This window comes from Myroides phaeus, from assembly GCF_900099675.1.
Lineage (GTDB): Bacteria > Bacteroidota > Bacteroidia > Flavobacteriales > Flavobacteriaceae > Flavobacterium > Flavobacterium phaeum.
In genome coordinates this window covers 1-24,595 of the sequence record NZ_FNDQ01000009.1, presented here as the reverse complement: position 1 = coordinate 24,595, position 24,595 = coordinate 1, and the positions used below count along the sequence as shown (strand labels likewise).

Below are 24,595 nucleotides of genomic sequence, written 5' to 3'. Positions count from 1 at the left end.
TTCTCTCTAAATTATTGAGGATTGGTAGTCCACAGCGATGCTGTTTTAACCATAGCTCTTCTTGGTAATCTCAATGTTGCAACAATTAATTCTGCAAAATCTTCTGGTTGTAAAATATGGTCAGGATTACCATCTGTTAATCCTAATTCAATAGACATATCTGATGCAATTGTACTTGGTGTCAATGTACATACACGGATATTGTTTTTACGAACCTCTTTCATTAATGACTCAGATAAACCGATAACGGCAAATTTAGAAGCTGAATATGCAGATGTTGTTGCATTTCCATTTAACCCCGCTGTAGAAGCAACGTTAAAGATATCTCCTTCGTTTTTATCTATTAAATGTGGTAATACTTCTCTTGTAACATTGTAAACTCCCATAACATTTGTTAATAGGATTTCTTCCCAACGTTCTGCTGGCATATCAGTAAATTTACCGAATTCAGAGATACCTGCATTGTTTACTATAATATCTACACCACCTAATCTTTCGATTACAGCAGCGATTTCACTTTTTACTTTTGCTTTATCTGTTACATCAAAAACGGCATAAGTAGCTTTCACGCCTAATGCTTCAATTTCTTTTACAGTTGCTTGAAGAGTCTTTTCATTTCGTCCTGTGATAGCAACGTCAATTCCTTCTTGTGCAAAAGCTATTGCTGTAGCTTTTCCTAATCCTCTTCCTCCTCCAGTAATAATTGCTTTTTTTCCTTTTAAATTCTTCATATTGGTGCTTTTTGGTAAATATAAATAAAAACTTATGTTTAAAGTGTTTAATAAATGTTAACCTTATTGCAATTGGATAGCATTTTCAATTGCATTCCATAATTTGTAACGTTTTACTAATGCTTGTTTAGATACTCTAACTACATCTTCCCATTTCTGAGCGTCTGTACCACAAAGTTCTACAATCATTTGCATTGCCATTGGTCCGTGTTCATCACCATCAAGTTCAATGTGTCTTTCAAAGTAATAAACAAGTTTTGTTAAGTCTGTTTCTGGGAAGTTTGCCTGGAAACCACGTAAGATTTCAGTGAACATAGCAGGAATTAAATCTTCTCTACCAAATGTAAAAGCGGCAGCAATTTCGTGTGTTTGTCCTCTTTCTATGACGTCAAATGTAAAGTGTAAGAATTCTTTAATATTTTGGTCAAGTGTTGTATTGTCAATTGCCTCTGTAATTGGCATCCCTTTTTTAAGAGTAGTAATCAATGCTTCAATAGCCGTTGTATCAGCTTTAGCTGCGTGCATTGAATCTAAATACATTTCAAAATGACTTAAACGACTTCCGTCTATAGCTAAGTCAGATTCTTCAGCAAGTACTATTTCATTAATTAGATAACGCGTTTGTGGATGTTCTGAAGCAAACCACGGCGTTGTTGTACAAGTCAACTTTTGTTGAAGTGCTTTTAGTAATGACATAAAATCCCAAACGGCATATACGTGTCCTTCCATGAAAGCACATAAGTTTGGAATAGTTTTAATTTTACCATATAATGGATGTTGAAGAAGAGCATTTCTTTCCTCAGCAATCTGTGCGTTAATTTCTTGAATAGTCATTCTGATAATATTTTACGCAAAATTAAAAAAGCTTCTCCATTAAGAGAAGCTCTTTTAATAAACTTTATCTATTTTAATGTTTTTTATTTAAATGCAGGGAAACCAGTTACATCCATTCCTGTTATTAACAAGTGAATATCGTGTGTTCCTTCATAAGTAACTACTGATTCTAAATTCATCATATGACGCATAATTGAGTATTCTCCTGTAATTCCCATTCCTCCTAACATCTGACGAGCATCACGTGCAATGTCTAATGCCATAGCTACGTTATTTCGTTTAGCCATTGATATCTGTGCGGTAGTTGCTCTTCCTTCATTCCTAAGAACACCTAAACGCCAAGTTAGTAATTGTGCTTTCGTGATTTCAGTAATCATTTCAGCTAATTTCTTTTGTTGTAATTGTGTTGCTCCGATTGGTTTGTCAAATTGAACGCGTTCTTGTGAGTATCTCAAGGCAGTGTCGTAACAATCCATTGCAGCACCAATTGCTCCCCAAGCAATACCATAACGAGCTGAATCAAGGCAACCAAGTGGCGCTCCTAATCCAGATTTATTTGGTAATAGGTTTTCTTTTGGAACTTTTACGTTGTCAAAAATTAACTCTCCTGTTGCAGAAGCTCTTAATGACCATTTATTGTGTGTTTCAGGAGTTGAAAAACCTTCCATTCCTCTTTCAACGATTAACCCGTGTATTCTTCCTTCTTCATTTTTAGCCCAAACCACTGCAATATCAGCGAAAGGTGCGTTAGAAATCCACATTTTGGCTCCATTTAGAAGATAATGGTCTCCCATATCTTTAAAATTAGTAATCATACCTCCTGGATTAGAACCATAATCAGGTTCTGTTAATCCAAAACATCCAATGAATTCTCCTGAAGCAAGTTTAGGTAAGTATTTATTGCGTTGGTCTTCATTACCATATTTCCAAATAGGATACATAACTAAAGAAGATTGCACAGATGAAGTTGAACGAATTCCAGAATCTCCTCTTTCAATCTCTTGCATAATTAAACCATAAGAAATTTGGTCTAACCCTGCACCTCCGTACTCTGTTGGTATATAGGGACCAAAACCACCTATTTCTGCTAATCCAGGTACAAGGTGTTTTGGAAATTCAGCTCTTTGAGCAAAGTCTTCTATAACAGGAGAAACTTCTTTTTTTACCCATGCTCTTGCTGTATCACGGATAAGTTTATGTTCCTCTGTTAATAAATCGTCTAATAAGTAATAGTCAGGTGCTTGAAACAAGTCTGGTCTCATAATGTTTTTTGGTTTATTGGTTGAGAAACAAAAATAACTATATTTTGAATATATGCAACTTTTGTAACGATAACCTCTACTTATGAGAGGGTGTTTAATTCGACGAGTTGATTTTAGAGGATATTTATTTGTAAAGAAATTAAGTAGGGGATATAAAACAACAAGTTTTATATAAAAAAGGCTACTTCATATAAAATGAAGCAGCCTAATTTGAATTATAGCTATAAGCTTGATTGAATAATTTTTTTAATATTATCTGCTTTCCCCATAGAGTAATAATGGATTATAGGCAAGCCTGCTTGTATGAGTTCTTTGGATTGTTGAATACACCAATCTATTCCTATTTGACGAATTGCGGCGTTATCTTTTGCTTTTAAAACTTCTGCTACCAATTCGTCTGGTAAGTCAACTTTAAAACGATGAGGTAATAAATTCAACTGATTTAAAGTCGCTAATGGTTTTAATCCAGGAATAATAGGTGCATCAATACCAATTTCTCTACAACGTTTAACAAACTCAAAGAATTTAGTATTGTCAAAGAACATTTGAGTAACGATATATTCAGCCCCATTGTCTATTTTTTGTTTCAAAAACTTTAAATCTGTATCAAAGTTAGGTGCCTCCATGTGTTTTTCAGGATATCCTGCAACACCAATACAGAAGTCTGTCTTGCTTGTATTTTCAAGTTCAGGGTCTAAGTAAATACCATTGTTCAAATCTGATATTTGAGCAACTAACTCGGAAGCATATTTATTACCCTTTGGTTCTGCTTTGAAATAGGTTTCATTTTTTACAGCATCTCCTCTTAGCGCAACAACATTGTCAATTCCCAAAAAGTCTAAGTCAATTAAAAAGTTCTCGGTATCTTCTTTTGTAAAACCACCACAAAGAATATGTGGAACAGCATCTACTTTAAATTTATTTTGAATAGCTGAACAAATGCCAACAGTACCAGGGCGTTTTCTAACGACTCTTTTTTCCCATAAGCCATTTCCAGCATCTTTGTATTCGTATTCTTCTCTGTGATAAGTTACATCTATAAAAGGGGGATTAAACTCCATTAAAGGCTCTATAGAATCAAAAATTCCTTTTATGTTTTGACCTTTTAATGGAGGTAGTACTTCAAATGAAACTTGTGTCTTTCCTTTTGCATTTTTGATGTGTTCTGTTACTTTCATAGTTAGCTTGGTATTAAATTCTTATTTTGGGCTAAGTTGGGGGCAAGCCACTTTTCAGCATCTTCTACAGAGATACTTCTTCTATTTGCATAATCTTTCAATTGATCTTGTTCTATTTTTCCTAAACCAAAGTATCTACTTTGAGGGTGAGCAAAATAGTAACCCGAAACAGCTGCTGCAGGAAACATAGCGTAACTCTCAGTTAGCTTTACGCCAATTTCTTGTTCTACTTGTAGCAGTTCCCAGATAGTTCCTTTCTCAAGGTGGTCCGGACAAGCTGGATATCCAGGGGCAGGTCTGATACCTTGATAGTGTTCTTTTATTAATTCTTCATTAGATAACTCTTCTGTTTGGGCATATCCCCAAATCTCCTTTCTTACCTTGTGGTGTAGAAATTCAGCAAATGCTTCAACTAATCTATCGGCTAATGCTTTAACCATAATTGCATTGTAATCATCTAAGTCATTTTCATAGGCTTTGGCAATTTCATCTACTCCAAATCCAGTTGTAACGCAAAAAAGACCTATATAATCTTGTAGTCCTGTTTCTTTTGGAGCAATAAAGTCTGCTAAGGCAATATTGGGTGCTTTGACATTTTTTAATGACTGCTGGCGCAATGTTAATAGGGTGTTGATAACTTCTCCTTTTTCATTGTACACTTCTATATCATCGTCATTAACTTGGTTTGCTGGAAATATTCCAATAATTCCTTTCGCTTCAAACCAGCGTTCTTGGATGATTTTATCTAACATCACTAAGGCATCTTCATAGAGTTGTGAGGCTGTTTCTCCAACGACTTCATCTTCTAAAATAGCTGGAAACTTTCCAAATAATTGCCATGAACGGAAGAAAGGAGCCCAATCTATAAATGGTAATAATTCATCTAATTCAACAGATACCTGTTGTGTACCTATAAAGTTTGGTTGAACAATATCTTCTTGTTTCCATTCAATTTTAAACTTATTGGCTCTTGCTTGTTTTAAGGTAACATAGCTCTTATCCCTTGCTCTACCTAAGTAGTCTTGTCTTAGTTTATCATATTCTTCTTTTAAAGAGGTTTTAAACTCTTCTTTTATTTCTTTTTGAAGTAATTGATTGACAGTTGTTACCGAGCGGGAAGCGTCGTGAACGTGAACAACACAATTGTCGTACTCAGGGGCAATTTTTACAGCTGTATGTACCCTTGAGGTTGTTGCACCACCAATCATAATTGGAATATTACTTTCAATTTTGTTTAGTTCTTTTGCTAAGTGAACCATCTCGTCTAAAGAGGGGGTAATAAGACCACTTAACCCAATTACATCAACATTTTCTTTTATGGCTGTTTCAATGATTTTTTCAGGAGAGACCATTACACCTAAATCCACAATCTCATAATTGTTACACGCTAAAACGACAGCTACTATATTCTTTCCAATATCGTGAACATCCCCACGTACGGTTGCCATAAGTATTTTTCCCGCATTACCTGTAGAGGCTGTAGCATTTAAACGTTTACTTTCTTCAATATAGGGAAGGAGGTAAGCTACTGCTTTTTTCATTACTCGAGCAGACTTCACAACTTGTGGTAAAAACATCTTTCCTGCACCAAATAAATCACCTACTACGTTCATTCCAGTCATTAAATAACCCTCAATAACCTTGATAGGTTGATCAACACTTAATCTTGCTTCTTCAACATCGACTTCAATGTAGGTTTCAACGCCTTTCACAAGAGAGTGTGTCAATCGCTCTTGAATAGTACCAGCGCGCCATTCTTCAATTTTTTGAGTTGAGGTATTACTTGTTACATCTGATTTGATACTTTCTGCAAAGTCTAATAGTCTTTCTGTTGCATCTTCTTTTCTGTTTAACAATACGTCTTCTACATATCTCATTAAATCAGGATCAACTTCATCGTATATCTCTAACATTTCAGGATTAACAATTCCCATATTCATTCCATTTTGAATAGCGTGGTATAGGAAGGCAGCGTGCATAGCTTCACGTACTTTATTATTACCACGAAAGGAAAAGGAAACATTACTTACACCACCACTTACATTGGCATAAGGAAGGTTTTCCCGAATCCATTTCGTCGCATTAAAAAAGTCCAATGCATTGTTGTTGTGTTCCTCCATTCCTGTTGCAACCGGGAATATATTTGGGTCAAAGATTATATCTTGAGGAGGAAAGCCTACTTCATTAACCAAGATATCATACGAGCGTTTACAGATTTCAATTCTTCTCTCATAAGAATCAGCTTGTCCATTTTCATCAAAAGCCATTACTACTGAGGCAGCGCCATAACGTCTAATTAATTTAGCGTGTTCAATAAATAATGCTTCTCCTTCTTTTAAGCTAATAGAATTGACAATTGCCTTTCCTTGTACCACTCGCAATCCAGCCTCAATAATCTCCCATTTGGAACTATCAATCATAATTGGAACTTTTGCAATATCAGGTTCTGATGCTATTAAGTTTAGAAAGTTAGTCATACAGTGTACACCGTCTAACAAACCTTCATCCATATTTATGTCTATAATTTGTGCTCCACCTTCTACTTGTTCACGAGCAACAGCAAGTGCTTCGTCAAACTTCTCTTCTTTGATTAAACGAAGAAAACGTCGTGACCCCGTTACATTCGTACGTTCGCCAATATTGATAAAGTTAGCTTCAGCAGTTACGTAGAGTGGTTCAAGTCCAGATAATGCTAAAACTGGTTTAGGAGTGCTTTTAGGAAATGCCTTACGTGCACTTTGATTTTCTTCTACTGCCTCGGCAATTAACTTAATGTGATCTGGTGTAGTACCACAACATCCACCAATAATTTGTACTAAGTTTTGACTTAGAAAACTATTGATTAACGCTCTCATTTCTTCCGGTGTTTCGTCGTATTCACCAAAAGCATTTGGCAATCCTGCATTTGGATGTGCTGAAATATTGACAGCCGTATGTTGTGATAATTGTTTGACATAGGGCTCTAACTGTTCTGCTCCCAAAGCACAGTTAAATCCGATGCTTAACAAGGGAATATGTGAAATAGATATTAAGAAAGCCTCTACTGTTTGTCCTGATAAAGTACGTCCAGAAGCATCAGTAATTGTTCCCGAAATCATAATCGGAATATCAATATTTCTTTCTTCACGTATCTCGTCTAAAGCAAATAAAGCTGCTTTTGCATTCAGAGTATCAAAGATTGTTTCTACTAATAATAAATCGCAACCGCCATCTAATAAAGCTTCTGCTTGTTGTTTATAAGCAATGCGTAATTCTTCAAAGGTAATTGCGCGATACCCCGGGTTATTAACATCGGGAGATAAACTTGCTGTTTTGTTGGTTGGGCCAATAGCTCCAGCTACAAAGCGGGGTTTGTCAGGAGTTAATGCTTCAACTTCATCAGCAACTTCTCTTGCAATTTTTGCCGACTGATAGTTTAATTCGTACACAAGGTCTTCTAAGTGATAATCGGCCATTGCAATGGTTGTGCCTGAGAAAGTATTAGTAGATAGTATGTCCGCTCCGGCTAAAAGATATTTTCGATGAACTTCTTTTACAGCTTCAGGTTGAGTTATAGACAACAAGTCATTGTTTCCTTTAAGAGAATGTGCAAAATCAGCAAAGCGCTCTCCTCTAAAGTCTTCTTCCGTAAACTGATATGTCTGCAACATTGTACCCATTGCTCCATCAAGTACCAATGTTCTTTCTTTTAGCAGTTCTCTAATATCCGTTTTGGTTTGTATTGTTGACATAATTCTTCTTTTTTTTCGTTCTTCATTTGTTCCTTTTTGATTTTACTTTGCACGAAGTGCTTGGTCTAAATCACTGATAATATCTTTTACATTTTCTAAGCCCACAGACAGACGAATCAGGTTATCTGTTATACCTGTGGCAATTTTTTCTGCCGGAGGAACCTTACTATGGGTGGTAGAAGCGGGGTGGGTAACAATTGTTCTGCTATCTCCTAAGTTGGCAGAACAACTACATAGCTTTACAGCATTGATAAAGTTTCGACCTGCATCTAATCCTCCTTTAATGCCGAAAGCAATAATATTACCTCCTTGTTTCATTTGTTTCTTTGCTATCTCATATTGTGGATGACTTGGAAGAAACGGGTATTTAATAAATTCTACGTTAGGGTTCTTTTCTAAAAATTGTGCAATAGCTAATGCATTTTCACAATGTCTATCTACACGTACAGCAAGTGTCTCTAAGCTTTTTGATACTATCCAAGCATTAAAAGGTGAGATTGCTGTTCCAATTGTACGGGCAAATAGGTATATCTTTTGAATGAGGTCTTTATTGCCAACTGTTACCCCTCCACAAACTCTCCCTTGTCCATCAATTAACTTTGTTGTTGAATGAACCACAAGATGCGCACCAAAATCAATCGGGTTTTGTAAATATGGTGTTGCAAAGGTGTTATCAACAATGAAGATTAAGTTGTGTTTTTTTGCAACTTCTCCTAATAAAGCTAAATCTAAAATATCTACACCAGGGTTAGTTGGACTCTCAGCAAATAGTATTTTAGTATTTGGTTGTATTAAACTCTCTACAATCGCTATCTCGTTGACGTCAAAATAGCTTGTTGTTACTCCCCATTCTGGAAAAAGGTTACTTAGTAATGACCTTGTTGAACCAAATATGTTTGAACAGGAAATAACGTGGTCTCCAGTTTTTAGTAATGGAAACAAACTACAATAGATAGCCGCCATCCCCGTAGCGAAAGCATAACCTGCTTCTGCTTTTTCAAATAAACATATCTTATCTACTAATTCTGTTTGGTTGGGATTAGTAAATCGAGAGTAAGAGTGTTGCACAATTTCATCTGCAAATACTGCTCTCATATTTTCTGCATCATCAAAGACAAAGCTTGATGTCAAATAAAGAGGGGCAGAGTGCTCGTTAAATTGACTTCTTTCTATTTGGGTCCGGATGGCTTGTGTTTCAAAACAAAACTCATTGTTGGGGGTTGTTGTACTCATTTTTTAGTTTTTGGGGTATGGGATAGTGTATAAAACGGTTTACAGTTGTTAACTATAAACCGTTAACAGTCTTTTTATTTGTCAGCAAGTCTTAGTATATCTCCAAATACTCCTCTTGCTGTAACTGATGCACCAGCACCAGCACCTTGGATAATAATTGGATTTTCTCCGTAACTTTCAGTGTATATTTCAAATAAACTGTCAGAACCTTTTAATTGACCTAAGGCAGAATTAGTTGGCACTTCTACCAATTTAGTTTCTAAAATACCTTTGTCTTTTTGTAAATCTCCTGATAGTTCTCCTACATATCTCAATACAGTGTTTGGCTTTAGACCTTCTTTTATTTTGTCGAAATAAGGGTTTAACTTTTCTAAACTTTGTAAGAATGTTGGCGTATCTATTGTTTGTAAATCTGTAGGAATTAGGTTCTGAATGTTTATTTCTTCAAACTCATTTTGTAAGTCTAATTCTCTGGCTAAGATTAATAGTTTACGACCTACATCGTTTCCAGATAAATCTTCTCTTGGATCAGGTTCTGTAAAGCCTTTGTCAATTGCTTCTTTTAATACAGCACTAAATGGGCGGTTTTCTACTGAATATGTGTTGAATATGTAACTTAAACTACCAGAGAATACACCTTTTATCTTTGTTATATTCTCGCCAGATAGGTGTAATAACTTAATTGTATCTATTAATGGTAATCCTGCACCTACATTGGTTTCATATAAATACTCTTTGTGATTTGCTTTTAAGGTATCTCTCAATTGTTTGTAAAAATCATAAGAGATGGTATTTCCAATTTTGTTAGAAGAAATAAGGTCAAAGCCATTCTCAACTAAAGGAATATAGTTTTTTACAAATTCACCTGAAGCTGTATTGTCAATAGCAATTAAGTTCTCTAAGTGATTTTGATTTGCAAAGTCAACAACATCTTTAATTGTATAAGGAATACTATCGCTTACAAGTTGATCTCTCCAATTAGCCGTAATTCCATTATCTGATAATAAGACTTTCTTAGAGTTTCCAATTGCAAAAATGTTCAAGGCAATATTCTTTTTTACAGCAATTGATTCAGCAGATTGTAGTACTTGGTCAATTAAAGTACCACCTACAAGTCCGTGTCCAAATACAGCAATGTTTATTTTTTTAGCGATACCAAATATTTGTCCGTGAATTACATTTAATGCTTTCTTAGCTTCTTCTTTTTTAACCACTAAACTCACGTTTTTACCCGTTACCGTATTGTTGAAAAGAATAGGAACAATCTTATTTTTAACTAAGGCAGCATAAGGTTTGTCAAAGGTGCTTAAGTCTTGTCCGATGATTGAAATAACAGCAATATCTTTTAAGATAGAAATGCGGTTTACGTCTTTTGTATAGAAGTCATTTTGAAACTCTTTTTGTAGTGCTTCTGCTGCTAATTCAGCGTCTTGTGCTTCAACAATAAACCCTATTCCTCTTTCAGAAGAACCCTGTGAGATAACACCAACACTTATTTCTTCATTAGCTAAGGCTGTAAATATTCTTGCATCGACCCCTGCAATTCCCAATAATCCTCTTCCTTCAAATTGAATTAATGCTACATCAGATTGTACAGAAAGTGATTTAATTCCTTGTATTGTTTGTTTACCTGAAATTAATGTACCTGTACTTCTTGGATTTAATGTGTTTAATATTCTTAGTGGAATATTATTTTCAACAAGAGGTAGTATTGTTTTTGCGTGTAAAATAGAGGCTCCAAAATTGGCTAATTCATTCGCTTCGTCAAAGTGTAATTCTTCAATTTTCTGAGCATTCTTTACCCAATCTGGATTAGCAGTGTAAATTCCATCTACGTGAGTGTAGTTTTGCAATTCATCAGCGTTAGTGAAGTTGGCTAATAATGCAGCAGAGTAATTACTTCCATTTCGGCCTAATGTTACTGTTTCTCCTTTTTCGGTAGAACCAATAAAACCAGTTACAACAGCAATAGTATTTTGATCTAATGATTTAAAATAAGCTTGTGTTTTTTCTTTTGATAGTTCTTCATTGGCTTGTGCACTTCCGAAATTGTTATCTGTGATAAAAAATTGGCGACTATCCACAGCAACTGCTTTAAAGCCTCTGTCGGTCAATTGTTTGGCCAATATCTTACTGGAAATAACTTCTCCTTGTGCAAGTACTTGATCTTTAATTTTTAAGTTGTAGTCTTCAATTAAAGAAACCCCTTCATATAATTTGCTCAATACATCAAGCTCTTTTTTAATATCTGCTAATTGGTGATAGCTTCTGTTTTTAAAAGCTTCAAAGGCAGTATTATAGTCTTGTTGTGTTTTGGCTAATTCTAATATATTTTCTAATGTATCTGTTGTGTCTCCAATAGCTGAAACAACAATAGCGATACGTCCTTGGTTTGCTTTATCTGTAATGATGTTGATTACATTGTCAAAAGCTTGTCCTGATGCAAGGGATTTCCCTCCAAACTTTAATATTTTCATTTTATGCTGATTTAAAATATGTCTGTTAATAAATGGTTTAATTGTTCGTATTCTATCAAAAAGGCATCGTGTCCGTGTATTGATTGAATTTCTTTGAACGCTATATTTTTTTTATGTTTTTTAATGCGTTCTACAATTTGTTTTTGTTCTGTGCTGGTAAACATATAGTCACTGTCAACCGCTATACTTAGAATGTTTGTGGAGCTTTGTTTGGCAAACTGTTCTAACGTTTCTTCTGTCAAGTGATGTCCTATTGTTTTTAATAGGTGATTCATTAGCTTATAAGAAGACAGAGTAAAGCGATTATTCAATGTTTTTCCGTGGTACTTTAACCAACTTTCGATTGCGTATTGTTCTTCTTGTTCTTTAATTTGATTGTTGAACTTCAACTGAAGAGAAGCAGGTGTGCGATATAAAAGCATAGCGTGCATTCTGGCATCCTCAATAGGGTTAGTAGAGTTTGTTAGAATACTGTCTTGTACTAAAGCATTGCCTATAAGCCAATCCGATGCTCGAATACTTGTAGCAATAGGAATTAAATGTTGTATTGCATTTGGCTTTTGCAATGCCATTTCCCAAGCGATACTACCTCCTAAACTACCACCAACTACAGCGTATAAGTTATCAACACCTATTGTTTGTAAACCTTTCCAAAATAAATCAGCTATTAGTTGAGTTGTGATTATTTTGTAATCAGTGATTAGGTGGGATGGATTTTGATTATAACCATTACCAGGTATGTCAAAAGCAATAACAGTATAACGTTTTAGGTCAATTACTTGATTTGTTCCCACTAAGCTTTTCCACCAACCATTTTCGCCACTCACATCACTATTCCCTGTTAAAGCGTGGTTTATCACTACAATTGGAGCTGTATGTAGTGGTTGTCCAAAAACTTGGTAGGTTAAGGTAAAGTCTTGTGTTTTGGCGTTTGGTATAACGTAGTTGGTTAATGTTATTTCTTTTAAGCTATTCATTGTAAATGGTCTTTATAGTTTTGCTAATGCTTGCTCTATATCTTTTAATAAGTCTTCTGTTTCTTCTAAGCCGATGGATAATCGGATTAAACTTTTTGATATTCCTACTTTCTCTTTAATGGCTGTAGGAACAGAACCGTGAGACATTTTATAGGGATAATTACTTAAGCTTTTAATTCCTCCTAAGCCCTCTGTTAAGGTGAATTGTTGTAGGTTTTTAATCAATTTAAACGCAGCTTTTTCTGTGTTATCTTTTAAATCAAAACTTATAACACCTCCAAAGTATTTCTGTTGTTTTTTAGCTAATTCGTGTCCTTCGTGTGTTGGTAAACCAGGATAATAAATGTTGTTTATCTTTGGATGCGTGCTGAGGTACTCTGCTATTTTTTGAGCGTTTTCAGAATACCCTTTGTATCTCAACAACAAGGTCTCAATGCCGCGAGTGGTTAGAAAACTATCAAATGGACTTAGGATTGCACCTGTGGCGTTTTGGTGAAACTTGATTGTTCTTCCCAACTCTTCTGTTTTGGTTATTACTAATCCAGCAACTACGTCTGAGTGCCCTGCGATGTATTTTGTAGCACTGTGAATTACTATGTCAGCTCCTAAGTCAAGAGGCTTCTGTGCGATTGGTGTTGCAAATGTATTGTCAACACATAGTAACACTTTTGCTTCTGTTGCTATTTTGGCAATTGCTTGAATGTCAGAAATTCGCAACGTTGGATTTGTGGGACTTTCAATCCAAATGATTTTGGTCTTAGCTGTAATAGCATCTTTTACATTTTGTGCATTTGTCGTATCAACGTAAGTTGTTTTAATCCCAAACTTGGCATATACATCATTTAATAATCTATAAGTACCTCCATAAATATTAGCTACTGCAATTACTTCGTCATTGGTAGAAAGCGTTTTAAATATGGCATCAATTGCCGCTAAACCACTTCCGAAAGCAAATCCATTTGTACCATTTTCTAAGGATGCAACTAAGTTCTCAAGCACTTGTCTTGTCGGATTATTAGTACGAGAGTAATCAAAACCTTTGTTTACTCCAGGAGCTTCTTGAGCAAATGTTGTTGTTTGATAAATAGGAACCGCAATAGCACCAGTATGAGGGTCAATAGGAATATTGTTTAATATGTCAGTTTGGGTACTCATAAATTATAGTTTTTTAAATACGTTTTTCAAATCAGTTTTCAGGTCTTCAATATTTTCAATACCAACAGAAAGTCTAATTAAATCAGGAGAAACACCTGTTGCTTTTTGTTCGTTTACGCTTAGTTGTTGGTGAGTTGTAGAAGCAGGGTGAATAATCAATGACTTAGTATCTCCGATATTAGCAAGCAAAGAGAAAAGAACCGTTTCATTTGCTACTTTTTTAGCTGCTTCAAATCCTTTTTTCAATCCGAAAGTAACCACACCACTTTGTCCTTCAGGTAGATATTTTTTTGCTAAATCGTAATAAGGACTTGATTTTAAACCAGGGTAGTTTACCCAAGCTACTTCTTCTTGTTTTTCTAACCATTCAGCTAATTCAAGTGCATTTTCACTGTGTTTTTTAATTCTGATCGGTAAAGTTTCTAAACCTTGAATGATTTGAAAAGCATTGAAAGGGCTTAATGCAGCACCTAAATCTCTTAATCCCTCCACTCTTACTTTAGCAATGAATGCAGCATTTCCAAGTGCTTCGTGGTAGATTAATCCGTGGTATCCTGGTGAAGGTTCTGTAAATTCGGGGAACTTACCACTGCTCCAGTCGAATGTTCCAGCATCTATGATTGCGCCTCCTAAAGATGTCCCGTTTCCAGTAATGTATTTTGTTAGAGAGTGAATTACAATGTTTGCCCCGTGTTCAATAGGTCTAAGTAAAGAAGGCGAAGCAACTGTATTATCAACGATTAACGGAATTTTAAACTCTTTTGCAATTTTAGAAACTGCCTGTATATCGATAATGTCAAGTTTAGGGTTACCTAAGCTTTCAATGAATATTGCCTTTGTATTTGGCAAAATATTTTTCTTGAAGTTTTCAATGTCAGAAGAATCTACGAAAGTTGTATTGATTCCAAAACGAGGTAATGTAACATTGAAAAGGTTGTAAGTTCCTCCATATAAACTGCTTGATGATACAATGTGATCACCTGCTTTTAATAATGTAAGCAAAGCAGTTGAAATTGCCGCTGCTCCTGATGAGGTTACTACAGCTCCGATTCCACCTTCTAAAGCAGCTAATCTTTTTTCAAGAATATCATTCGTCGGATTGTTTAATCTTGTATAGATGTATGCAGGGATTGACAAGTTAAATGCTCCTGCTGCGTGATCTGCGTTTTCAAATACGTAAGACGATGTTTGGTAAATCGGTACAGCTCTTGTTCCTGCTGTTGCTTGTACATCGTGTCCTGCGTGTAATGCCTGTGTTGAAAAATTGAAGTTGCTCATAATTTTGTGTTTTATATGTTTTTTTTTAAAAAGTTGTTGTAAAAAAAAAGTCCTTTCAGCAATTGCCGAAAGGACTCAAAGTTTTAGTTATCTATTTGAACGATACTAACTCGGTGACTTTAGGCAATAGGAGTGCGTGAACATCATCATGTTCATCATCATCATTGCCATCATCATTGTGTTAGTATTGAAAATCATGGTATTATATTTATTCTAATTATATACTGTTTGAATTAAGTCAAAAAAAAAGCCCTTGTGATTTACAAGGGCTTTTTAATGCTATTATATATTTTGGATTATGCAAATAACAAGCCCTGCGGATTTCTCCACATCATCATCATAGCTTGCATATTTGTTAATCTTAAATTCATATCTTTTTATCTCTATTTGATGGAACAAATATCAAAAAAATAAATTAATAAAAGCAAAGTTTTTTAAACTTTTTTTACATTTTTAAATAAAAATCTTTCACAAGTGCCGTAAATTCAGGGGTATACACGTGTCTGTCAATTTCGATTATTAACTCATCTAAAGGGATTTTCTCTATAAATGTTCTTGAAAAAGCAATAAGACTACGTTTAATTTCGGCGTCTTTATGTCCTCTAACACGCGTAACTTTCATTGGATAAATACCAAATTCTGCTGCTAAGTGTATTAATTTATCTTCTTCTTTAGCCGGTATAATTACGCTGAAAATTCCTTTTTCAGATAAGAAAAATTCTACTGCCTCTATTAGCAAATCAAAAGGAAGTGCCTCTTGAAAACGTGCAGTATCTCTTTGGGTATCATTAGAAAGTACATCTTCACTAAAGAAAGGAGGATTGGAAATAATTAAATCGTACTCTTCATCAATTTCAGTGGCAAATTGCTCTAACCCTGCGTGGTAACAGAAAAGTCTATCTCCCCAAGGACTATTTTCGAAGTTATTAATGGCTTGTTCGTGTGCAGCTTCATCTATTTCAACACCGTCTATTTGTTCTGCATCCGTACGCTGTGCCATCATTAAAGCAAGTAAACCAGTACCTGAACCAATATCTAAAATAGCGTAAGGATTATTGTCAACAGGAGTCCATGCACCAAGTAAAACACCGTCAGTGCCTACTTTCATAGCACATTTATCTTGTTCAATAGTAAATTGTTTGAATTTAAACATTTAGAAGTGATTATAATTATTGTGTCAAAAGTACGAAAAAGGAAGAGGGGTATCAATAAAAAAAGCATCTGTAGAGTACACTTTACAGATGCTTTAAGTATTTTATATCTTTAAAGAAAAGAATATTATTTATTCAAATATAAGTCTAATAATCCATCAGGAATATTAAGTACTAATTTCTTATTCTCACGATCTACAAGTTCGATGAATTGATCAATCATAGGTACTAAAACTTGAGTTCCAAAATGATCTATTTCAAAGAGAGCTTGATAGTTACTATCATTAACTCTAATAAGTTTTCCTACATTACCAAGTTTAGTATCTTCTACATCAAACCCAGTAATTTCGTGGTAGTAAAATTTATTTCCTTCAAGTTTTGGCAACATTGAAAGAGGAAGATATAGTTCAGAGTTAATTAATCTGTCAGCATCCTCTTCAGAATTACAGTCTTCAAATTTAACTCTTAAAAAATCGCTTTTATGCAATGAAGCTTCTTGAATAAAAAAAGGAATCAGCTGTCCGTCGAAATCGACGAAAACTGATTCCAAATTTTGATATAACTCTGGTTCATCGGTATCCAGATATGCCAGAACCTCCCCTTTGAAGCTAAATTTTTTCGCGATTTTGCCTAAATAGAAACAATCTTTTTTATGCATATCGCTGAAAAATTATGCTTGAGTTTCTTCGTTGTTTTCTTCAGTTGCTTCAACAGCAGCTTCAGCAGTTGCAGCCTCAGCAGCAGCTTTAGCTTCAGCAGCAGCAGCAGCGCGTTTAGCGTTTACTTCTTTCTCTGCAGCTAATCTTGTTGCTTTGTCAGCAGCTTTAGAAGAAGATAAACCTTCTTTCTTAGCGTTGATTTTGTTTTCTTTCTCTTCTAACCAAGCAGTAAATTTAGCGTCAGCTTGCTCTTGAGTAAGCGCACCTTTTCTAACTCCACCTTGTAAGTGATGTTTCAACATAACTCCTTTGTAAGAAAGTAAAGTTCTTGCAGTATCTGTTGGTTGAGCACCGTTGAATAACCATTGAACAGCAGCATCAACATTGATGTCTACAGTTGCAGGGTTAGTGTTAGGATTGTAAGTACCAATTTTTTGTAAGTATTTACCATCTCTTTTCGCGCGTGCATCAGCAGCTACTACCCAGTAAAAAGGTTTCCCTTTTTTACCGTGTCTTTGTAATCTAATTTTTACAGACATAATTAATTTAATTAATTGAGGTACCCGACCTCGGTTTTAAAATTTTTGCAAATATAAAGCTTTTTTGTTTAGTATGATTATTTTTTATCAAATAAGATTTTTTGTAAGTATCTAATATATAACACAGTAATAGAATTACTTGCTCTTTAGATATTATTAGTCCTTGTAAAAAGATTTTCAGCTGGTTATCTCAAATAAGGGTCTATTTGTTTGTAGATAGATAGGTTTAGGATTATTCGGGTAATTGAGAATTAATCATAGTACAATATTACTTTTGGTGTATGTATATAGTTTTTAGATTAAATGTATAGTGCTTGTATCTTTTTACATAAAAAGTATACAAGCACTATACATACATTATACATACACTATACAAGCAGTCTGAATAAAACATGTCTCGTCCTTGTCTCGTCCTATTATAGCTGTACAGTTATAGTTGATAATCCTGTTTTGTACTGTACAGTTATTTCAGAACAGGTCAGACTATTTTAATCCTGACATTAGAATAGCGATTTTATATAATGTAAATAGCGTATATAATAGATGTGAGAAAAATAAAAATCGAAGTCTATTTTGATTTTTAATGTATTGATAAATAGTAAATTATTGTTTTAGTGTTTTGTTGTAAAAAGTTAAAATTTTATTAATTAAAAGCTTTTTTTCTATTTGTAAATACTATAATTTTGTGCCTTAGGTTATAATACAAGTTATAAAAAAGAATATGAGAAAGGTTTTTGGGATATTATTGTTAGCAGTTGGGTTGTTTTCTTGTGAAAATGAGTCAACTACAAGTGATCCAGGTATTCAAGCAATGGCAAATAATGAAGAGTTTACAACTGGTGTGAAGTTTGAAACTTGGAGGCCACAATATAATAGAGCAAGCGTTAATCAAGATAATATACTAAGTTTAGTAGCAGAAACAGATTCAACAAGATTTGTTCTTCGTGTGCCTTATACTTTATTTAGTAATGATTCTAAAGAGAAGTTATACTTGGGTGATGTGGGTAAACTTGGAAAACAAGAAGGAGTTGAAGGTTTAGCTGGTTATGCTCAATATTATCTTTTAGATAATATTGATAGAAAAGTTTTAGGAAAATATGTTACTCAAGATAGTAATAAAGAAATTACAGATGTAGGAATAGTTGTTTTTGATGCTGAAGAAAAGCAAGTTCCGGGTACTATTTCTGGTACTTTCTATGCTAATTTAAAGAAGATTGAAATGTCTGATGAGGATAAAAATAAATTAACTCCTGCTCAAAAGATAAGAGTGGATAAGTTGAGAGATAAAAAGTCATTTCACGATGGAGTGTTTTTTAGAATTAAGCTTGAGGCTGCAAAATAATAAAACATCCGTTTATTGGTTTAACATACTTAAAAGACTGCTTTGATTTAAAAGCAGTCTTTTTTTTATAACTTTGTTTATCGTACTATAAAGCCTTGTTTAAAGGCTACATTTCTTAAAATCAACTATGTATTTAATTTTTGATACCGAAACTACTGGTCTTCCTAAGAGTTGGTCAGCTCCTATTACTGATGTAGATAACTGGCCTCGCTGTGTTCAGATTGCTTGGCAATTGCACGATGAGTATGGGAATTTGATTGAACATCAAGATTATTTAGTAAAGCCTGAGGGGTATAATATTCCTTATGATGCTGAGCGTATTCACGGAATTTCTACTGAGTTGGCAGAAGCAGAGGGTATTCCGCTGAAAGAGGTTTTAGAGAAGTTCAATATAGCTCTTTCAAAGACCAAATTTATCGTTGGTCAAAACTTAGGGTTTGATGTTAACATCATGGGGTGTGAATTTCACCGTATGGGTGTTGATAGTATTATGGCTGATTTACCCGTATTAGATACTTGTACTGAGGTTACAGCTGAGTTATTAAAATTACCAGGAGGTAGAGGAGGTCGATTTAAACTTCCTACACTGACTGAATTACATACATATTTGTTTGGAGTTCCTTTTGGTGAAGCGCATAATGCAACTGCCGATGTGGAAGCAACGACTCGTTGTTTCTTAGAGTTGATTAAATTAGGTGTTTTCTCTAAAGAGGAGTTACAGTGTGACGATACTTATATTCAACGCTATAAGCAAGCAAATCCAGAACCTTTTAAGTTAATTGGGTTAAAGCATATTAACTTACAGAAGGCTTCTGAAAATATTCGTAAAAAATTAGCTAAGCTGCAAGGGGATACATCAGAAACGATTTCTGATGAGGCTTTGGAGCGATTTAACAAGGCTAAGTTTGCCCACTTACATGTACATACACAGTTTTCTATTTTACAATCTACTATTTCTATTAAGTCGTTAGTTAAGAAGACAGCGGAGTATAATATGCCTGCTGTTGCAATGACTGACCACGGAAATATGATGGGGGCTTTCTTATTTGTTAAGGAGGTTAGTGATTACAATAAGGGAATTCAAGCTAAGAATAAAGAGTTGGTGGAACAAGGGCAAGAGCCATTGGAACTAATGACTCCTATTGTTGGGTGTGAGTTCTTTATTTGTGAAAATCATCAGGATAAAAGTAAAAAGGATAATGGGTATCAGGTTGTGATGCTTGCTAAAAATAAACACGGTTATCACAACTTGGCTAAAATGGCGTCTATCGCTTATACGGATGGTTTTTATTATGTTCCTCGTATTGATAAGGAAGTTGTAAAGCAATATAAAGAAGATGTGATTGTCTTAACGGGTAACTTACAAGGTGAGGTTCCGTCTAAGATATTGAATGTTGGTGAACGCCAAGCGGAGGAGGCTTTGCTTTGGTGGAAAGAACAGTTTGGAGAGGATCTTTATATTGAGATAATGCGACATAATCAGGAAGATGAAAATCGCGTTAATCAAGGTTTAGTTGAATTGTCAAGAAAGCACGATGTTAAGTTGATAGCAACGAATAACTCGTATTATCTTGATAAAAAAGATGCAAATGCACACGATATTTTGTTGTGTGTGAAAGATGGTGAAAAACAAACTACGCCTATTGGTAGGGGTAGAGGTTATAGATATGGTCTGCCTAATCAAGAGTATTATTATAAGTCTGGAGATGAGATGAAAGCTCTTTTTGAGGATTATCCGGATGCAATTTATAATATTCAAGAGATTGTAGATAAGGTGGAGCCTTTTGTGTTACACCGCGATGTACTACTTCCAAAGTTCGATATTCCTGAAGAATTTCAGGATGCAAGAGATTTGGAAGGAGATGGTACAGGAAAGATAGGAGAGAATAATTTCTTAAAATATCTGACTTATGAGGGAGCGAAGAGAAGATATCCCGAGGTAACAGAGGAAATAAAGGAGCGATTAGACTTTGAGTTGGCTACAATTGAAAGAACTGGGTATCCTGGTTATTTCTTGATTGTTCAGGATTTCATTGCCGCTGCCAGAGAAATGGGGGTTTCTGTAGGACCAGGACGTGGATCTGCAGCAGGATCTGCTGTGGCCTATTGTTTAGGGATTACAAACTTAGATCCTATTGAATATGACTTGCTTTTTGAGCGTTTCCTTAATCCTGACCGTGTATCGATGCCCGATATTGATATTGACTTTGATGATGAGGGACGAAGTAAGGTTATGGATTACGTAATTAATAAGTATGGGTCTAATCAAGTAGCTCAGATTATTACGTACGGTAAAATGGCGACGAAGTCTGCTATTCGTGATACAGCAAGGGTGTTAGATTTACCATTATTTGATGCGGATAGAATTGCTAAGATGATTCCTGCAATGATGCCTTCTAAGTGGAACTTAGCTCGTTTTTTATCTGAAGATGAAAATGCAGTAAAGGCTGCTTTGAAAGGAGATGAGTTTGAAAAAGTGAAGGAGCTTATTGCTGTTGCGCAAGAGGATTCGTTGGCAGGGCAGACTATTCAGCAAGCAAAAATATTGGAGGGATCAATGCGTAATACTGGAATTCACGCTTGTGGTGTGATTATTACGCCTGATGATATTACTAAATTCGTACCTGTTACTTTAGCTAAAGATTCAGATTTATATGTGACTCAATTTGATAACTCCGTAGCGGAAAGTGCTGGGTTATTAAAGATGGACTTTTTGGGGTTAAAAACGTTAACCCTGATTAAGGATACAATTAAGTTAGTTAAGTATAGAACGGGAATTGAGATAAATCCGGATGAAATTCCGATTGATGATGTCAAGACGTATGAACTTTTCCAACGAGGAGAAACGATTGGGGTGTTCCAGTATGAGTCTGCTGGTATGCAGAAGTATATGCGTGAGCTAAAACCAACTGTATTTGCCGATTTAATTGCGATGAATGCCTTGTATAGACCTGGTCCGTTGGAGTATATTCCTTCGTTTATTCGCCGTAAGAATGGAGAGGAACCTATTGTTTATGATTTAGATGCTTGTGAGGAGTACCTAAACGAGACGTATGGTATTACTGTTTACCAAGAGCAGGTAATGTTACTTTCTCAGAAGTTAGCTGGCTTTACAAAGGGTGAGGCCGACGTTCTGCGTAAGGCAATGGGTAAGAAACAAAAAGATGTACTTGATAAAATGAAACCGAAGTTTGTTCAACAAGCTTCAGAGAAAGGTCACGATGCAACTGTTTTAGAAAAGATTTGGAAAGACTGGGAGGCGTTCGCTTCTTATGCGTTTAACAAATCTCACTCGACGTGTTATGCTTGGATTGCTTATCAAACGGCTTTCTTAAAAGCACATTATCCTGCAGAATATATGGCAGCAGTACTGTCAAATAATATGAATGACATCAAACAGGTTACGTTCTTTATGGAAGAGTGTAAGCGTATGGGGTTACAAGTATTAGGACCTGATGTAAACGAGTCGTTCTATAAGTTTACTGTAAACGAGAATTATGAGATTCGCTTTGGTATGGGGGCGATTAAAGGAGTTGGTCAAGGAGCAGTTAATACGATTGTTGAAAATAGAGAAAGCGGACGTTATACATCTATTTTTGATATGGCAAAACGCGTTGATTTGCGTGCGGCTAATAAGAAGGCATTTGAAAACCTTGCATTGGCAGGTGGTTTTGACTGTTTTGAAAATACACACCGCGCTCAGTATTTCCATATGGATCCAAGTGATACACTATTGTTTTTTGAAAAGGCAATTAAGTATGGTGCTAAATCTCAAGAAAACGATAATTCATCACAATTTAGTTTATTTGGAGATAGTAGTGAAGTTCAAATTCCTGAGCCAATAATGCCTATCTGTGAAGAGTGGAGCACAATGGAGAAGTTGGCAAAAGAGAAAGAAGTGGTTGGAATTTATATTTCTGGACATCCTTTAGATGATTTTAGATTTGAACTGAAGTATTTCTGTAATATAACGTTAGATCAATTAAGCAATTTAGAGCAACTTACAGGACGTACTGTTACATTTGGAGGTATGATAAGCGATGTTCAATTTAGAACCTCTGCAAAAGGTAAGGATTGGGCAATGTTTACTATAGAGGGATATGATGAGAGTTATGAGTTTAGAATGTTTAATGAGGAGTTTCTAAAACTTAGACATTTTTTGTTGACCAATACGTTTGTTTATGTGAAGCTGATGGTTAAAGAAGGTTGGGTTAGAAAAGATACTGGTGAAAAGTCAGAGCCACGAATTCAGTTTTTGGAAATGAAGTTGTTGCACGAGGTAATTCCAACATTTGCTAAAGACCTTACTATTTTAATGAATATACGGGATATATATAAAGAGCAAATAGAACGCTTAAAGGGTATTTTAGACAAGTACCCAGGAGATAAGTTTGTGAATTTTGAGGTGGTTGAGTTAGAAAAGGTAATTGTAGCTGCAGAGACACCTATCGTACCAGTAGCGTTGCCTAATATAGGAGATGATGATTTAGATGTTGAAATGGATATGGATGCAATAGAAATTATACCAGATAGAGAAGAATACCGCATTGTAAATAAAGTGGAAATGAATAGTAGAAACTCCCGTGTAAATATTACAGCAGAGTTATTAGAAGATTTGGAGAGAATACAGGTGAAATTTCAATTGAATTAGTTTTAGTAATTGATTGATAGAGAAAAATAATTACAGACACTTATATAAGTATAATTATTTTATTAAGTTTGTTGTATAACATAAAAAGAAAAGAAATGGCATTAGAGATAACAGATGCTACTTTTGAAGAAGTAGTATTAAAATCAGATAAACCAGTAATGGTTGACTTTTGGGCAGTATGGTGTGGACCTTGTAAAATGTTAGGACCAGTTGTAGAAGAAATTAGTACAGAAATGGAAGGGAAAGCTGTAGTAGGTAAAGTGGATGTGGATACAAATCAAGAGTTCGCTGCTAAATACGGAATTAGAAATATCCCTACTGTATTAATCTTTAAAGATGGTGAAGTAGTAGGTCGCCAAGTAGGAGTTGCTCCTAAAAAGACATATGTTGATGCAATTGAAGCATTATTTTAGTCATATAATGAGCTATAAAATTTAAAGCCCTCGAAATTCGAGGGCTTTTTTTTTGAAAAAAGGTAAGTGCAAACCTTGATGTTTATTGAGTTTTGCAGTTTTTTATAGTTGTTGCAAGTTTTGATTGAAAAAAAATAAAAAAAAGTTTTGTTTTTATCTTACTGATATTCAGATTGGTTCACTTTTTGTTGAAAAAAAAACGTTTTTTTTTGTTTCTATGATTTGCAAGTGTAGAAAATGGTTGTATATTTGCATCGCATTACAGCAATAACGACAAAGGTTTGGTAGTTCAGTTGGTTAGAATACATGCCTGTCACGCATGGGGTCGCGGGTTCGAGTCCCGTCCAGACCGCAAAAGGAGAGAGTAAGTGTCTCTTGAAAAAAGAGACACTTTTCAATCCACTCTTTAAAAAAAGAGACTTCAAAAAAAATAAAAAAAAAGTTTTGAAGTTTAAAAAAAAGAGTTATCTTTGTCACCGTTAAGAAAGCAATGCTTTAAAACATTAAATAACTGGTTTGGTAGTTCAGTTGGTTAGAATACATGCCTGTCACGCATGGGGTCGCGGGTTCGAGTCCCGTCCAGACCGCCAGTAAAAAAGGAGCCTCTCACGTAGTTGAGAGGCTTTTTTTGCCCTCTAATAATTACTTATTTGAGGACTTAAAATTTAGTTGTGTTGTTAAGTGCGTAAGCACTAAGGTTTAGTAGTTAGACCAATGAAAAGCTTTCCTAGTGCGGGAGAGCTTTTTTTATGTGGTATAATTATTTTATTTAGTAATAGAGAAGCATTAATCCGTTTGGATTGATGCTTTTTTTTGTTTGTAAGAATTAAAAAAGGGACAGTCATTTAAGACCATCCCTTGGATGTAATTAAAATTAGAAAGCCTATTGTGGATCAGGTGCAAAAGTTGGGGACTAAGCAAAAAGTTTCGTCAATCTAAACAGGAAAAATGACTTATCTCTTACACCTCTATACATCATTCTAA

16 protein-coding genes and 2 tRNA genes are annotated in these 24,595 nt (G+C 34.9%); 5 read left to right on the top strand and 13 right to left on the bottom strand.

Annotation, left to right across the window (positions count from 1 at the left end; all coding sequences use genetic code 11):
- Positions 1-11: 11 nt before the first annotated feature.
- The 13 genes from BLT46_RS06050 to BLT46_RS05990 form a co-directional block, all read right to left on the bottom strand.
- On the bottom strand, positions 12-731 hold the full coding sequence (locus BLT46_RS06050; RefSeq protein ID WP_090407742.1) for a 3-ketoacyl-ACP reductase: 720 nt from the start codon (positions 729-731) through the stop codon (positions 12-14).
- Positions 732-794: 63 nt separating this feature from the next.
- Positions 795-1,565, bottom strand: a complete 771-nt coding sequence (locus BLT46_RS06045) for a DUF3050 domain-containing protein (RefSeq protein ID WP_090407738.1) — start codon at positions 1,563-1,565, stop codon at positions 795-797.
- An 83-nt stretch (positions 1,566-1,648) separates the two neighbouring features.
- Positions 1,649-2,827: an acyl-CoA dehydrogenase family protein gene (locus BLT46_RS06040; RefSeq protein ID WP_090407735.1), complete on the bottom strand. Its 1,179-nt coding sequence runs from the start codon at positions 2,825-2,827 to the stop codon at positions 1,649-1,651.
- Between the two features lie 221 nt (positions 2,828-3,048).
- Entirely contained in the window at positions 3,049-4,005 is a 957-nt protein-coding gene (gene metF, locus BLT46_RS06035; RefSeq protein WP_090407732.1) for a methylenetetrahydrofolate reductase [NAD(P)H], read from the bottom strand.
- Between the two features lie 2 nt (positions 4,006-4,007).
- Positions 4,008-7,736: a methionine synthase gene (metH, locus tag BLT46_RS06030; protein ID WP_090407729.1), complete on the bottom strand. Its 3,729-nt coding sequence runs from the start codon at positions 7,734-7,736 to the stop codon at positions 4,008-4,010.
- 42 nt (positions 7,737-7,778) lie between these two features.
- Positions 7,779-8,969, bottom strand: a complete 1,191-nt coding sequence (locus BLT46_RS06025) for a trans-sulfuration enzyme family protein (RefSeq protein WP_090407726.1) — start codon at positions 8,967-8,969, stop codon at positions 7,779-7,781.
- A gap of 74 nt (positions 8,970-9,043) precedes the next feature.
- Entirely contained in the window at positions 9,044-11,446 is a 2,403-nt protein-coding gene (thrA, locus tag BLT46_RS06020; protein WP_090407724.1) for a bifunctional aspartate kinase/homoserine dehydrogenase I, read from the bottom strand.
- Between the two features lie 11 nt (positions 11,447-11,457).
- Positions 11,458-12,423, bottom strand: a complete 966-nt coding sequence (locus BLT46_RS06015) for an alpha/beta fold hydrolase (RefSeq protein ID WP_090407721.1) — start codon at positions 12,421-12,423, stop codon at positions 11,458-11,460.
- A 12-nt stretch (positions 12,424-12,435) separates the two neighbouring features.
- The gene (locus tag BLT46_RS06010; protein ID WP_090407717.1) at positions 12,436-13,578 is read right to left on the bottom strand and encodes a trans-sulfuration enzyme family protein; all 1,143 of its coding nucleotides are present in this window, start codon (positions 13,576-13,578) and stop codon (positions 12,436-12,438) included.
- Positions 13,579-13,581: 3 nt separating this feature from the next.
- Positions 13,582-14,856 (bottom strand): O-acetylhomoserine aminocarboxypropyltransferase/cysteine synthase family protein, encoded by a 1,275-nt coding sequence (locus BLT46_RS06005; RefSeq protein WP_090407714.1) that lies wholly within the window; start codon positions 14,854-14,856, stop codon positions 13,582-13,584.
- A gap of 445 nt (positions 14,857-15,301) precedes the next feature.
- On the bottom strand, positions 15,302-16,009 hold the full coding sequence (locus tag BLT46_RS06000) for a tRNA1(Val) (adenine(37)-N6)-methyltransferase (RefSeq protein WP_090407711.1): 708 nt from the start codon (positions 16,007-16,009) through the stop codon (positions 15,302-15,304).
- A 125-nt stretch (positions 16,010-16,134) separates the two neighbouring features.
- Positions 16,135-16,665, bottom strand: a complete 531-nt coding sequence (gene rimM / locus BLT46_RS05995; protein ID WP_090407708.1) for a ribosome maturation factor RimM — start codon at positions 16,663-16,665, stop codon at positions 16,135-16,137.
- Positions 16,666-16,677: 12 nt separating this feature from the next.
- Positions 16,678-17,205: a 30S ribosomal protein S16 gene (locus BLT46_RS05990; RefSeq protein WP_090407705.1), complete on the bottom strand. Its 528-nt coding sequence runs from the start codon at positions 17,203-17,205 to the stop codon at positions 16,678-16,680.
- Between the two features lie 721 nt (positions 17,206-17,926).
- Between BLT46_RS05990 and BLT46_RS05985 the strand changes: the two genes are divergently transcribed.
- The 5 genes from BLT46_RS05985 (at position 17,927) to BLT46_RS05965 (ending at position 24,201) form a co-directional block, all read left to right on the top strand.
- Entirely contained in the window at positions 17,927-18,547 is a 621-nt protein-coding gene (locus tag BLT46_RS05985) for a hypothetical protein (RefSeq protein WP_090407702.1), read from the top strand.
- A gap of 127 nt (positions 18,548-18,674) precedes the next feature.
- Entirely contained in the window at positions 18,675-23,198 is a 4,524-nt protein-coding gene (gene dnaE, locus BLT46_RS05980) for a DNA polymerase III subunit alpha (protein ID WP_090407698.1), read from the top strand.
- A 95-nt stretch (positions 23,199-23,293) separates the two neighbouring features.
- Positions 23,294-23,611 carry a thioredoxin gene (gene trxA, locus BLT46_RS05975; protein ID WP_090407695.1) on the top strand — a complete coding sequence of 106 codons (318 nt, stop codon included), beginning with the start codon at positions 23,294-23,296 and terminating at the stop codon, positions 23,609-23,611.
- 278 nt (positions 23,612-23,889) lie between these two features.
- Positions 23,890-23,963 (top strand) — tRNA-Asp (locus BLT46_RS05970).
- 161 nt (positions 23,964-24,124) lie between these two features.
- A tRNA-Asp gene (locus tag BLT46_RS05965) sits at positions 24,125-24,201 on the top strand.
- Positions 24,202-24,595 lie beyond the last annotated feature (394 nt).

Coding starts and splice junctions, on each gene's coding strand:
- metF (WP_090407732.1), bottom strand. CDS start 4,005: ATGAAAGTAACAGAACACATCAAAAATGCAAAAGGAAAGACACAAGTT.
- rimM (WP_090407708.1), bottom strand. CDS start 16,665: ATGCATAAAAAAGATTGTTTCTATTTAGGCAAAATCGCGAAAAAATTT.
- metH (WP_090407729.1), bottom strand. CDS start 7,736: ATGTCAACAATACAAACCAAAACGGATATTAGAGAACTGCTAAAAGAA.
- BLT46_RS06025 (WP_090407726.1), bottom strand. CDS start 8,969: ATGAGTACAACAACCCCCAACAATGAGTTTTGTTTTGAAACACAAGCC.
- BLT46_RS06005 (WP_090407714.1), bottom strand. CDS start 14,856: ATGAGCAACTTCAATTTTTCAACACAGGCATTACACGCAGGACACGAT.
- dnaE (WP_090407698.1), top strand. CDS start 18,675: ATGTATTTAATTTTTGATACCGAAACTACTGGTCTTCCTAAGAGTTGG.
- BLT46_RS06045 (WP_090407738.1), bottom strand. CDS start 1,565: ATGACTATTCAAGAAATTAACGCACAGATTGCTGAGGAAAGAAATGCT.
- BLT46_RS06050 (WP_090407742.1), bottom strand. CDS start 731: ATGAAGAATTTAAAAGGAAAAAAAGCAATTATTACTGGAGGAGGAAGA.
- BLT46_RS06040 (WP_090407735.1), bottom strand. CDS start 2,827: ATGAGACCAGACTTGTTTCAAGCACCTGACTATTACTTATTAGACGAT.
- BLT46_RS06000 (WP_090407711.1), bottom strand. CDS start 16,009: ATGTTTAAATTCAAACAATTTACTATTGAACAAGATAAATGTGCTATG.
- BLT46_RS05990 (WP_090407705.1), bottom strand. CDS start 17,205: ATGTCTGTAAAAATTAGATTACAAAGACACGGTAAAAAAGGGAAACCT.
- BLT46_RS06015 (WP_090407721.1), bottom strand. CDS start 12,423: ATGAATAGCTTAAAAGAAATAACATTAACCAACTACGTTATACCAAAC.
- BLT46_RS05985 (WP_090407702.1), top strand. CDS start 17,927: ATGAGAAAGGTTTTTGGGATATTATTGTTAGCAGTTGGGTTGTTTTCT.
- thrA (WP_090407724.1), bottom strand. CDS start 11,446: ATGAAAATATTAAAGTTTGGAGGGAAATCCCTTGCATCAGGACAAGCT.
- trxA (WP_090407695.1), top strand. CDS start 23,294: ATGGCATTAGAGATAACAGATGCTACTTTTGAAGAAGTAGTATTAAAA.
- BLT46_RS06010 (WP_090407717.1), bottom strand. CDS start 13,578: ATGAGTACCCAAACTGACATATTAAACAATATTCCTATTGACCCTCAT.